Origin of the sequence: Streptantibioticus cattleyicolor NRRL 8057 = DSM 46488 (assembly GCF_000240165.1) — a bacterium.
Lineage (GTDB): Bacteria > Actinomycetota > Actinomycetes > Streptomycetales > Streptomycetaceae > Streptantibioticus > Streptantibioticus cattleyicolor.
Genome location: NC_017586.1, coordinates 6,076,632 through 6,088,605 on the forward strand (window position 1 = coordinate 6,076,632; position 11,974 = coordinate 6,088,605).

At 71.9% G+C, this 11,974-nt stretch carries 11 protein-coding genes; 5 read left to right on the forward strand and 6 right to left on the reverse strand.

Annotated features, from left to right (window positions below; translation table 11 throughout):
- Nucleotides 1-488: 488 nt before the first annotated feature.
- Together SCATT_RS26780 and SCATT_RS26785 are read right to left on the reverse strand one after the other, a co-directional pair.
- A complete protein-coding gene (locus tag SCATT_RS26780; protein WP_014628756.1) occupies nt 489-1,142 on the reverse strand; it encodes a response regulator transcription factor in 654 nt (217 codons plus the stop codon).
- Nucleotides 1,130-2,395 carry a sensor histidine kinase gene (locus SCATT_RS26785; RefSeq protein ID WP_014146361.1) on the reverse strand — a complete coding sequence of 422 codons (1,266 nt, stop codon included), beginning with the start codon at nt 2,393-2,395 and terminating at the stop codon, nt 1,130-1,132. Before SCATT_RS26785 ends, SCATT_RS26780 begins: the two co-directional genes overlap by 13 nt.
- 135 nt (nt 2,396-2,530) lie before the next feature.
- Between SCATT_RS26785 and SCATT_RS39760 the strand changes: the two genes are divergently transcribed.
- The 3 genes from SCATT_RS39760 to SCATT_RS26805 all read left to right on the forward strand — a co-directional run bounded on the left by SCATT_RS39760 (nt 2,531) and on the right by SCATT_RS26805 (nt 5,827).
- Nucleotides 2,531-3,346, forward strand: a complete 816-nt coding sequence (locus tag SCATT_RS39760) for a hypothetical protein (protein WP_014628757.1) — start codon at nt 2,531-2,533, stop codon at nt 3,344-3,346.
- A 425-nt stretch (nt 3,347-3,771) separates the two neighbouring features.
- Nucleotides 3,772-4,443 (forward strand): class I SAM-dependent methyltransferase, encoded by a 672-nt coding sequence (locus SCATT_RS26795; RefSeq protein WP_014146363.1) that lies wholly within the window; start codon nt 3,772-3,774, stop codon nt 4,441-4,443.
- A gap of 400 nt (nt 4,444-4,843) precedes the next feature.
- A complete protein-coding gene (locus tag SCATT_RS26805) occupies nt 4,844-5,827 on the forward strand; it encodes a phospholipase D-like domain-containing protein (protein ID WP_014146365.1) in 984 nt (327 codons plus the stop codon).
- Between the two features lie 295 nt (nt 5,828-6,122).
- Here the strand turns inward: SCATT_RS26805 and SCATT_RS26810 are convergent, their stop codons facing one another.
- From SCATT_RS26810 to SCATT_RS26825, 4 genes are all read right to left on the reverse strand, one after another.
- Nucleotides 6,123-6,986 (reverse strand): bifunctional 5,10-methylenetetrahydrofolate dehydrogenase/5,10-methenyltetrahydrofolate cyclohydrolase, encoded by an 864-nt coding sequence (locus tag SCATT_RS26810; RefSeq protein WP_014146366.1) that lies wholly within the window; start codon nt 6,984-6,986, stop codon nt 6,123-6,125.
- A complete protein-coding gene (locus tag SCATT_RS26815; protein ID WP_014146367.1) occupies nt 6,983-7,603 on the reverse strand; it encodes a cyclodeaminase/cyclohydrolase family protein in 621 nt (206 codons plus the stop codon). Before SCATT_RS26815 ends, SCATT_RS26810 begins: the two co-directional genes overlap by 4 nt.
- A gap of 71 nt (nt 7,604-7,674) precedes the next feature.
- Nucleotides 7,675-8,073, reverse strand: coding sequence for an ACT domain-containing protein (locus SCATT_RS26820; RefSeq protein WP_014146368.1), 399 nt, complete (start codon nt 8,071-8,073; stop codon nt 7,675-7,677).
- Nucleotides 8,074-8,083: 10 nt separating this feature from the next.
- A complete protein-coding gene (locus tag SCATT_RS26825; RefSeq protein ID WP_014146369.1) occupies nt 8,084-9,481 on the reverse strand; it encodes an aminotransferase-like domain-containing protein in 1,398 nt (465 codons plus the stop codon).
- Nucleotides 9,482-9,624: 143 nt separating this feature from the next.
- Between SCATT_RS26825 and SCATT_RS26830 the strand changes: the two genes are divergently transcribed.
- Complete coding sequence (locus tag SCATT_RS26830) at nt 9,625-11,019, forward strand: pyridoxal phosphate-dependent decarboxylase family protein (protein WP_014146370.1); 1,395 nt, start codon at nt 9,625-9,627, stop codon at nt 11,017-11,019.
- 163 nt (nt 11,020-11,182) lie between these two features.
- Complete coding sequence (locus SCATT_RS26835; RefSeq protein WP_157894853.1) at nt 11,183-11,812, forward strand: VC0807 family protein; 630 nt, start codon at nt 11,183-11,185, stop codon at nt 11,810-11,812.
- Nucleotides 11,813-11,974 lie beyond the last annotated feature (162 nt).

Below are 11,974 nucleotides of genomic sequence, written 5' to 3' on the forward strand. Positions count from 1 at the left end.
GCCTCGCGACTGCGCCGACTCCGTCGAGCACGGTGACCGGGGCGTCCGGCTCCAGGAGCGCTTCCCCACGGTGAGGGAGACCCGTGCCGCACGTTCACCGAGTCCCGGGGACACTCTCCCGATCGGGACGCCGTGCCGGTGAACTCTCCCGGGATCGTGCCCGAGGACACCGCCAAGTGCCTCGGGCCCATCCCGGGGCGGCAAGGGGAAGCCGCTCGGCGACATCCGCGGACAGCAGCTGCGCTACGTGCACCCGAACCGCACCGCCGCGATCTCCAGGCCGACCCGGTCGCGAAGACCGCCCAGGCTTCCCCTGAGACCTTCACTGCTGGGCGACGCACCCCACCGCAGCGGCCGGGACCTCCTTCGCCGACATCAGGACCGGGCCTCGACCTCGAAGAACTTCAGCAGCAGCGCGAACCCCGGCCGGGTCGCGCCCTGGACTTGTTCCGCACTCTCTTCATCGGATCGGGGACGCTTCCGCCGCGTCACTCCGGCCGCGCAACACCCAGGAAGCGAAGCACGGCGAGCACACGGCGATGGTCGGCGTCGGTCTTCGGCAGATCCAGCTTGGTCATGATGCTGTTGATGTGCTTCGCCACCGCACTCTCGCTGATCACCAACTCCCTTGCGATACCGGCGTTGGACCGGCCACTCGCCATCAGCTCCAAAACCTCCCGTTCGCGCGCAGTCAACCGGTCCAGCGGATCACTGTGCCGACGAACCAGAAGCTGTGAGACCACCTGGGGGTCGAGTACCGTCCCGCCCTCCGCCACCTGCCGCAACGCTTCGACGAACTCCTCCACATCAGCCACTCGCTGCTTGAGCAGATACCCGACGCCCGCGGTGTCGGCCGACAGCAGATCCGCCGCGTACCGTTCCTCCACGTACTGCGAGAGCAACAGCACCGAGGTCTTGGGCCACTGCCGGCGGATGACCAGTGCCGCCCGTACCCCCTCGTCCCGGAAGTCGGGTGGCATCCGCACATCGACCACGGCGATGTCCGGCTGATGCTCCTCCACGGCTGCCAGCAACGCCTCGGGGTCGGCGACCTCGGCGGCCACCTCGAAGCCGGCCATCTGAAGCACTTTGACGACCCCGATCCGAAGCAGAAGGGAATCCTCGGCGATCACGGCGCGCACGGCAACTCCACGGTGAGGACGGTCGGGCCCCCGACGGGGCTGCTGACGGAGAACGTGCCGTCGACCGAGGCCACCCGCTTGGCGAGCCCCGACAACCCGGTGCCGGCGGTTGCATCGGCACCCCCGACACCGTCGTCCGCGACGACGACCAGCAGTGTGTCACCTATGCGCTCGACCGTGACATCGGCCCCGGACGCCGAGGCGTGCTTGACCGCATTGGTCAGAGCCTCCGAGACCACGAAATAGGCCACGGCCTCCACCGTTGGCGACGGCCGGGACGGCAGATCCACCGATAGCCGTACCGGTATCGGAACCCGTGCGGCCACCGCGGAGAGCGCCGCGTCGAGGCCCCGGTCCTCGAGGACGGCCGGATGGAGCCCCCGCACCAGGTCGCTCAGCTCGGCGATGGCCTCCTTCGCTTCCCGGTGGGCCTCGTCGATCACCGCGCGTGCCTGGTCCGGCAGATCCGTGAGAGTGGCCTTGGCCATGCCCAGGTTGACGGCGAGGGACACCAGGCGTTGCTGCGCGCCGTCGTGCAGATCCCGTTCTATACGGCGCCGTTCGGTGTCCGCCGCGTCCAGGACCCCGGCACGGCTTTGCGTGAGGTCTTCCACGCGACGGGCCAATTGCTGGGCGGGGCTCGGGCCGAGCAGGCTCGTGGCGGCCTGGACGTCGAGCCGCACCAGCTTCCGTGACAGCGTGGGCAGCAGGCACAGCACCACGATCCCGCCGGCCGTGACGTACCCGACCTGCGTCGAGTAACCGTGGTGGGCCAGGCGCCAGTCCACCGGCACGGCCCATACCCATGCACAGGAGGTCGCGGCGACGGCGGCTGGGAGCCACAGCAGCAAGGTCAACACCCCGCCGAGCGCGATGAGCGGGCCGATCAACAAGTGGTAGCCGAGCTGCCGCCATTCCGCCGAGGGATCCAGGGACATCGGTATGCCGGCCAACCCCGCCGGGCGGGTGGACTCGGTGGCCGGGACGGGGATGTCGACGCCGAGCTGGAGCCTGAATCGCAGGCGCTGCGCCTTGCTCAGCACAGGAGCGGCCACTACCAGGAACGCCAGCGGTATGACCACGGCGACCGTTATGGCGGCCATCGACGCCGGAACGAAGTAGAGCCAGGGTGAAGCCATGATGGCCAGCGCGGTGAACTGGATCAGCAGACCCGTCACAAGGAACTTGGTGTCCCGTGCCAGGCCCTCGACGGTCTGCGGAGCAAGGCGCCGCAGTCGGGCGGTGTATCGCATGGTGAGAACGGTAGGGCGGTTGGTCAGGAACAAGCCATGGTGACAGTATCCGACTTGAGGGTGTACCTGGTGCCACCCCGAAGACGGATACCTGAGCTACCGACATGGCGGCGTCAGCGGCGGAACCTGGAGAACGTGCAGGAGAACCCGGCCGACAAGGACAACCGACCCATGAACGCGCTTCAGCTCCCCCTCTCGACCCCGCCCACGCAATCGCCCGCCTCCGCCGGTGCCGGCCGCTCCCGCCTCGGCGCTGACGGCTCCGGAGCCGACTCCGTTGCCGGATCCGCTTCCGTCTCCGGCCCCCGCTCCGGCGCCATCGCGGAGACCGTCCCCGGAATGGGCCCGGCCATGGATACGGTCTCCGTCGCGGAAGCGGCCACACATACCGTGTCCTATTCCGGCAAGGATGTTGGTCCCGACGAGGGTTCGGACGGTTCCGGCACCCGCGCCGAGATCATCGATCTGTTCGGCACCGATTCCTCCATGGACGCGCCCGGAAGGACCGGAGGCCGGGACGAGAGATCCGGCGACCGAAGCCATCGTTCCCGGCGCACCGCTGCGCGCCGGCTGGCACCTGGCCTCATCGGATACGGACTGATCGGGTGCGGAGTGCTTCTGCTGCCCTGGCTCGTCGTGCTGGCGACGGGTCTGCCGTCCACGGCAACGGCCTCGCACTGGGCCACGGCCTGGGTCGGGCTCGACGCCTTCGAAGCGTTGGGCTTGATCAGCACAGGCGTACTGGCCGTCCGCGGAGATCACCGACGCACACCGGTCGCCGTGGCGACGGCGACGCTGCTGTTGGTCGACGCGTGGTTCGACACCACGACCGCGTCCGTCGGAAGCGACATACATTCGGCTCTGGTGATGGCCGTCGGAGCGGAAGTCCCGTTGGCTGTCCTCTGCATAGTCCTGGCCTTCCGAGGCCACCCCGGGCGGGACGCGTCCTGACCGCGACGCACTCGCCAGATCCCCGGCCTACTCGTCCGCGGCGTAGTCGCCACCGAGGGGGCGCCCGACCCCCAGAACGCCTGGGTCTTCCGCGAACGCGAGCAGGCCAAAGCGCCAACGCCATCGTCCTGTTGGACAGGGCGTGCCAGCCTGACGGCACTCGGGCGGAACCGCCGGCCAGCCGACTCACGGCCCGGACGACAGGGGTTCCATTTGCCCTTCCGTATCGGACTCCACTTCCGTTCCCACCCCGATCGGCGGGTCAGCCAACCTCAAGCGCGGAAGTGAAATCTCCGGTCGGACGGAGCCTTCCATACCGCTTTTTTCTCTGCCCATGGCCGACTACGGCCGAATATCACCCCGTCGTTCGAACGTTTGACGCGTCCTACTGCCTGATCGATTGCACAACCGATGGGAGAAGAACCATGAGCACCACCAGCGTCCTCACCGGAGCCCGGATGCGATGGGCCCTCGCGGCGGGCGCCGCAGCCGCCGCCGGCTACTGGTGGTTCGGAGACAAAGCGCCTTATCCCTACGCTCAGTGCCGTCTGCTGGACCTGCCTTTGCCCTTCCTGACCTCGGACCGGCTCGACACCGTCCTGGAGCCCCGTCGCGGTGAGCGCATCCTGGAGGTCGGTCCTGGCACCGGGCTCCAGTCGCTGCACATCGCGCCCCAACTCGGGCCGCAGGGGCGGCTCGACGTGCTGGACGTTCAGTCGGAGATGTTGGATCACGTGATGCGACGCGCCGCGGAGCAGGAGTTGGACAACGTCTTCCCGACCCGATCGGATGCGCGGGAACTTCCCTTTGAGGACGGCACGTTCGATGCGATGTATCTGGTGACCGCGCTTGGCGAGATCCCCGAGCCCGAGCGGGTGCTCTCCGAAGCGGCACGCGTGCTTGCGCCGGGAGGCAGGCTGGTGGTGGGGGAGTTCTTCGACCGGCACTGGATACCGTTCGGCAGGCTGCACCGGCTGGCCGACAGTTCCGGGCTCCATCTCCAGACACGCTCGGGGTCAACTCTGGCTTACCTGGCCCGGTTCAGTCCCTGCGCGGCAGGTCCGGGTAGCGCGGAGCCGTCACTGGTCGGGGTATAGGGGCCGGAGGCGCGGCGACAACCGGTAGGAGCACGGGGTAGCGTCGCCCGGCAGGCCCGGCAGGCCCGGCAGGCCCGGCAGGCCCGGCAGGCCCGGCAGGCCCGGCAGGCCCGGCAGGCCCGGCAGGCCCGGCAGGCCCGGCAGGCCCGGCAGGCCCGGCAGGCCCGGCAGGCCCGGCAGGCCCGGCAGGCCCGGCAGGCCCGGCGACACCGGGGCTCAGGGGGAGCAGCGGACGATGGCGCGCTGGGCACAACAGGTAGGCACGGATTCCCACCGATCGCTCGCTTTGTGTCCATGACAATTTCACTGTGAAGAGCCTTCCGGCGTATCTACGCGCGTGGTGCCCTGGTCGGGCGCCGGTCAGCTCAGGCCGGCGTCCAACCAGCCAGGGGAGGCCAGCATGGCCCGCAGTGTCCTTCGCCACGTCGCGGTCGCCGCCACCGCGTGCACCGCGGTGCTCGCCACCGCCGTCACCGCGCACGCCACCGGCACGTACTCCGCGTTCGCCTTCTCGCTCAGCAGCAGCGAGCAGACGATCTACAGCTTCATCAACTCGGCGACTCGCAGCCTCGACATGACGATGTACGAGCTCAGCGACTCGACCGCCGTCTCCGACCTGGTCAACCTGGAGAAGCGGGGGGTGAAAGTGAGAGTCATCCTGGACGGTACGAAGACCACGGTGAACGGGTCCGCGTACAACACGCTCGAGAGTGCGGGGGTAGGGGTGGTGTGGTCCTCGTCCCAGTACGTGTACACCCACCAGAAGACCATCACCGTGGACGGAACGAAGTCACTGGTCCTCACCGGCAACCTCACCGCCAAGTACTACCCGACCAGCCGTGACTACGGTGTCTTCGACAACGACCCCAATGACGTGGCGGCGATAGAGAACGTCTTCGCCGCGGACTACACCGGGGCGTCGGTGACGCCGGACGACGGTGACAACCTGCTGTGGTCGCCCACGGATTCGCGGGCGCGGCTGCTCTCGGTGATCGACTCGGCCACCCAGACCCTGGACGTCGAGGAGGAGGAGTTCAGCGACAGCGCGGTGGTGGACGCGATAGCGGCTCGGGCGCAGGCCGGGGTGACGGTGCGCGTGGTGGTGGAGCACCCCTCGTCGTACAGCACCCAGATAGCGGAGGTGGAGAACGCCGGAGCCACGGTCGTCGGCTACTCGTCCAGCACCGGGTTCTACATACACGCCAAGGCCATAGTCGCCGACTACGGGCTGTCGACCGCGCAGGTGGAGGCCGGTTCGATGAACATCACGTCCAACTCCCTCGACAACAACCGGGAACTGGGGATCATCCTCAAGGACACGGGGGTCGAGTCGGCGATAGAGAACTCGTTCAACAGCGATTACGCCGGAGGCACCCCCGCCTGAGACCTGACCGCTGGGGCGACGCGCCTGGGTGCGGATGCCTGGGTCAAGGGGCAGGGCCGTCCGGGCACCACGAACGGGGGTGAGTGTCCGGACGGTTGGCCCAGGGGGTCCCGGGCCGGGGCGGCGGCCCCTCGGCCATGGTGACGACCTGGGGCACGGCTGGCTCGTCGGGGTCGGCGCGGACAGCGCGTGGTGATCGTCGCGGGAGCGGCCCGCGGTGCGTGGCCGGTGGTGGACGCCGGGCGGCCCAGCCCAGTCTGGACCGATCCGATCCGTCCCGACCGGCGGCCGGGCGTCAACTCGGCGTCGTGGCCTCCTCGGACGCGGCGCGCACGGTGTGGTCGAGGAGCAGCGCGGTGGTGACCGGGCCGACGCCACCGGGGACGGGGGTGAGCGCGGCGGCGAGAGGCGTGACGGACGCGGCGTCCACGTCGCCGGTGAGGCCGCCGTCCTCGGTGGGGTTGGTGCCGACGTCGATCACCACGGCACCGGGACGGACGTGTTCGGCGGTGACCAGGCCGGCGCGGCCGACCGCGGCGACCACGATGTCGGCACGGGAGGTGATGGCCGAAAGGTCCGCGGTGCGGGAGTGGCAGACGGTGACGGTCGCGTTCCGGGCCAGGAGCAGATGGGCGGCGGGCTTGCCGACGACGTTCGAGCGGCCGATCACGGTGACGTGGCGGCCGGCGAGTTCGACACCGTGGTGGTCGAGCAGGGCGACGACGGCTTGCGCGGTCGCCGGGGCGAAGGCGGGCAGTCCGGCGGCGAGCCGGCCGAGGGAAAGGGGGTTGGCACCGTCGACGTCCTTGGCGAACGCGATGGCGGACGCGAGGTCTTCCAGGGCGGCGCCGGCGGGCAGCGGGGTCTGCAGGATGATGCCGTGGACGCCATCGTCGGCGCTCAGCTTCTCCAGCGTCGCGCGGATGGCGTCGGGGGTGGAGTCCGGGCGGAGGTCGGCGATGTCGCAGACGATGCCGGCCTTGGTGGCGGCCTTGGCGATCGAGCGGACGTACCAGGCGCTGGACGGGTCGTCGGTGGCGGTCACGACGGTGAGCTTGGGCGTCCGGCCAGCGGCGGTGAGGTGTGCGGCACGGTCCGCGGCGGAGGTGCGGATGGCGGCGGCGAGTTCCTTGCCGGACAGGGGAGTGGCGGTGCTCATCGGTTGATCTCCTTGCGGACCGCGGTGGTCACCTGGTCGGCCCGGGTGACGATGCCGTCGGTGACGGCGGCGCGGGCGGTGAGATCGGCGCGGACGGCGGGGTCCTTGATGCCGGTGAGGTTGATCTCGACGTTGATCCGTGCGGTGGTCGCCGCGGCGCGGGCGGCTTCGGTGGCGGCGGCCACATCCGTGATCACGTTGCGGTTGGCGATGGGCAGCAGTTCCTCGGCGTACTCGACGGCGGCCAGGGAGGCGGCGAGGACCTGGGCCGGGGGCTCGGCCGCGGCGGCGAGCGCGGCGGCGATGGCGGCGGAACGGGCCGTCTTCTCCTCGGCGGTGGACCTGGGCAGCCGGTAGGCGTCGGTGACCGCGGTGAACGCCGCCGCGTCCTGTTCGGCGAGGCGCAGGGCGGTCTCCCGCAGCCGGTCGGTGCCCTCGATCACGCGTTGCACCGTGGCGGCGTGTTCGGCGTACTTGTCGCCGGTGCTGTACCGCGCGACCATGCCCAGCAGCGCGGCTGCCTGGGCGGCGTGGAGCGCTGCCGACGCGCCGCCGCCGGGGGCCGGGATGCGGTCGGCGAGGGTGTCCAGGAAGTCACCGATGGTCTGGTCGCGCATCAGCGCCTGCCTCCGCATGGTGTGTCGTCCGGGTGCCCGCGCATTGTGTCACGTCGCCGGGGCCGGTCAGGTCACGCGGAGCGTCGTGCCAGTCGAAGCAGGACCTCGACGGCCTCCGCCGCGCGTTCGACGGGGACGAACAGGTGGTCGTGGTGGAAGCCGGCGACCACGTTGCAGCTCAGGCCGACGGCGGTCAGCTCGCGGGCGACGGCGGCGGTCAGCCCGACCGCGTCGAGGGCGGAGTGCACGCGCAGCGTGATCCAGCCGGCCACGTACTCGTACGGCAGGCCGGCCGCGTCGGCCTCCTCCTGGCGGACCACCAGGGTCAGCCCTTCGGGTTCGCGGACGGTCGCCACGGGGTCCACGCCGGAGGGGATGGCGGAGCGGATGGTGGTGAAGACGTAGCGGCCCGGGTTGAGTTGGGGGCGCAGGCCGGTCAGCAGGGCGCGCAGATCGGTTTCACCGTTCATGGGCACCAGGCTATGCGTCGGGCCGGGCGCGACCGGGGCGGGCGCCGGCGGGAACGGCCGCGCCGAGAACGGCGGCGACGCGGTCGAGGGTCTCGGGGGGAGGGGTGTAGGGGACGCGCAGGTAGTGGGCGAGGGTGGCGTCGGCGGCGAAGACCGGTCCGGGGGACAGGTGCAGCCCCTCGGCGGCGGCGCGGGCGGTGACGGCGTCGGCCCGTTCCCGGGTGAGCCGCAGCCACAGCGTCAGGCCGCCCGCCGGCAGGGCGAACCGCCAGCGGTCGTCCCCGTCGAGCAGCGCGGCGAGGTGATCGCGTTGTCGCCGCAGCGTGTTCCGGCGCCGGGCGAGGAGTCCGTCGTCGTCGGCGAGCAGTTCCACGGCGGTCAGTTGCTGCATGGGCGAGGGGGCGAGCGGCCCGTGCAGCGGGTGGCGGGCGAGGTCGTCCACCATGGCGGCCGGGGCGCGCAGCCAGCCGATCCGCAGCCCGCCCCAGACCGTCTTGCTGGTCGAACCGATCAGCAGGGCGCGGGCGATGCGGGGCAACGGCACCGGTTCGTCGCGCAGATCCAGGTCGCGCAGGGTCTCGTCGGCGATGACGGTGACCTGGTGGCGGGCGGCCAGTTCGGCGACGGTGCGCCGGGTGCCGGGGGACATCAGGGCGCCGGTGGGGTTGTGGAAGTCCGGGGTCAGATAGGCGATGTGGCCGGCCGCGGCCCGGAAGGCGTCGTGCAGTTGCTCCGGATCCCAGCCGGAGCCGGTCACCCGGCAGCCGACCGGCCGGGTGCCGCCGGTGCGCAGTGTGGTCAGCGCGTCGACGTAGGTGGGGACCTCCACCGCCGCGACCCGGGGCCGCAGCCGGGCGCAGAGCAGGGTGAGGGCGGCCCGCGCCCCCGAGGTGACGAGGATCTGGCCGGGCAGGGTCGGCAGTCCCTCGGCGGTGTAACGGGCGGCGAGCAGTTCGCGCAACTCCGGTAGTCCTGGCCCCGGTTCGCCGTCCAGCGCCAGCAACGGACCGGACCGCTGCGCCGCGCGGGCCATCGCCGCCTGGTACGCGGCCTGCGGCGCGGCCGGCACGGCACGCCGCAGATCGATGGTGCCCGCTTCGCCGGTGGCGGTCAGCGGGGCGATCCGGCCGGCCGCGACCGGTGGCAGCCGCAGGACGCTGGCGCTGCCGTGCCGGGTGCGCACCCAGCCGTCCTCGCGCAGTGCGGCCAGCGCGGCGGTCAGCGTGCCACGGCTGACGCCGAGCGCCACGGCCAGCCGGCGTTCGGCGGGCAACGCGCTGCCCGGACGCAGCCGTCCGTCGAGCACGGCGGCGCGGACCGCGTCCGCGAGCGCCGCCGCCAACGGCGCACCGGGCCGTCGCCACTCGCCGAGCGCCCCGACGACCTGGCCCTCCATCACCGCACGCACTGGTCCACTCTTTCACGATTGGACCAGGCCCGGTCGCGCGGCCCACGGCTACCGTCGCTCTCCGGCGCGCCGGACGCGCCGCGCATGCCGACTCCGACCGGTCTCCGGGGCGGACGGCCGGAACGAGGATGGGAGATTCGCCGATGGACGCCACGCTCGCCGCCGATCTGGAGGGGCTGCCCGGTCTGCTGGAACGGGTCCGCGCCCAGGCCGTCGACTTCCTCGACGGTCTGCCGGAGCGTCCGGTCGTCGTGCCGTCGCAGCCGCCCGGGGCGGTGCCGCTGCCGGAACGCGGGATGGGGCTGGGCCGCGCGCTGGAGGTCTACGCCGAGCGGTGGGAACCGCTGTTCTCGGCCAGCGCCGGGCCGCGCTACCTCGGGTTCGTCACCGGCGGGGCGACCCCGGCGGCGCTCGCGGGCGACTGGCTGACCTCGGTGGCGGACCAGAACTCGACCTCCGCCCTGGACGCCGCCGGTCACCACCTGGAACAGGCGACGCTGGAGTGGCTGCGCGAGCTGTTCGGGCTGTCACCGGCCCAACAGGGAACGTTCGTCACCGGCGCCACGATGTCGAACACGGTGGGGCTGGCCATCGCCCGCGAGTGGCTCGGCGCATCGCGAGGCGTCTCGGTGGCCGAGTCCGGCGCCGGGGCGCTGGGCCGGGTGCGGGTGCTGTCGGGCAGCGCGCATTCGAGCGTGGCCAAGGCGCTGTCGATGCTGGGCCTCGGGCGGTCCGCGCTGGTCCCGGTCGCCACCCTGCCCGACCGGGAGGCGGTGGATCCGGCGGCGCTGGAAGCGGCGTTGCTGGAGGCCCGGGAGGCGGGCGAGGCATGCGTGGTGGTGGCCAACGCGGGGACCGTCAACACCGTTGACTTCGACGACCTGTCGGCGCTGGCCGCACTGCGCGACCGGTACGGCTGCTGGCTCCACGTGGACGCCGCCTTCGGTGCCTTCGGGGCGCTCTCGCCCGACCACGAGCACTTGCTGCGCGGACTGGACGCGGCCGACTCGATCTGCGTCGACCTGCACAAGTGGCTCAACGTGCCGTACGACGCGGCCGTGCAGTTCACCCGCCACCGGGAGTTGCAGGTGAGGGTCTTCCGGAACGCCGCCGCCTACCTCGGCCCGCTCGGCGAGTCGCCCGACCCGGTCCACCTGACCCCGGAGAACTCCCGCCGGCTGCGGGCGCTGCCGGCCTGGTTCACGCTGCTCGCCTACGGGCGCGAGGGCTACCGCGAGATCGTCACCCGCTGCGCCGCCAACGCCCGCGCCCTCGGCGACGCCGTCGAAAGCACCCCGGAACTACGGCTGTTGGCGCCGGTGCGGTTCAACGTGGTCTGCTTCACCCTCGCCACGGATCCGACCCCGGAAGCGCTGGCCCGGCTCGCCGCCGACGTGGGTCGCGAGGTCTTCGTCACGCCGACGGTGTACGCGGGGGTGCCGGCGCTGCGGGCCGCGTTCAGCAACTGGCGGACGACCTCGCGCGACGTGGAGCGCGTCGCCCGGGCGTTGCGGGAGCGCGTGGCCCACGACGGATGACCGGGGACCACCGGGGGCACGCACCGCGCACCGGGGCGGGCCGTCTCCGTCCGGCGCACGGGACTCTCCAACCGCGGGTGGAGGCCCGGGCGCCGCCATCTCCACCCGGCGCTCCGCCCGCGGGTCGATCCCCGTGAGCGCCGTGTTCCGTAGCGTCACGGACATGAGAACACACGAAGCCGTGCCCACGCGGACGGACGGCAAGGCCACCACCGGTACGCGCCGGGCCAAGGCGATCTCGCTCGCCTGCGACGCGGGTCTGTCTCCGGCCACCTTCTACGCGGGCCAGGCCGCCGGCCTCTCCGTGACCGCCTCCCTGCTGGCCGCGACGGGTGTGGCCGGGGCGTGGCTGTTGTGGACGGCGTACCGCAAGCGCCGGATCGACGCCTTGGCCGGGCTCATGCTCGCCACCTACGCCCTCATGCTCGTCATCGCGCTGCTCGCCCGGGACGAACGCATGCTGCTGCTGCGGGACCCGGCCACCAGCGCCCTGGCCGGTCTGGTCTTCCTGGCCAGCTGCGCCACCCCGACCCCGGCGCTGGCGTACCTGGGCCGGCGGCTGCACGGCCGGCCGCTGCCGGACGACCCGGGTATGCGTCGGTCCGTGCGGATGCAGACCGCGGTGTGGGGCGGCGGACTCGTCGCGGAGGCCGCGGTACGCGCCGCGATGCTGTTCCTGTTGCCGGTCACGGTGACCGCCGGCCTGTCGACCGTGATCGAACTGTCCGTCATCGGCGCCCTGTTGGTCTGGTCGGCGTGGTGCCGCCGACGCGCCAGGCTCGCCCTCGCCTGAGCGTCGCACCACGGACGACCGGACCGATCCGGCCGCCGTCCGCCGCCTCGTACGAACTCGTGGGCTGCGACGATCGCCCCCTCTCCACCCTGCTCTCCTCCCACCGGTTCGGGCGGCGGGGCGCCGGACGGTCGTCGTGGCCGTCGGCGTCCCCGTCGCGCC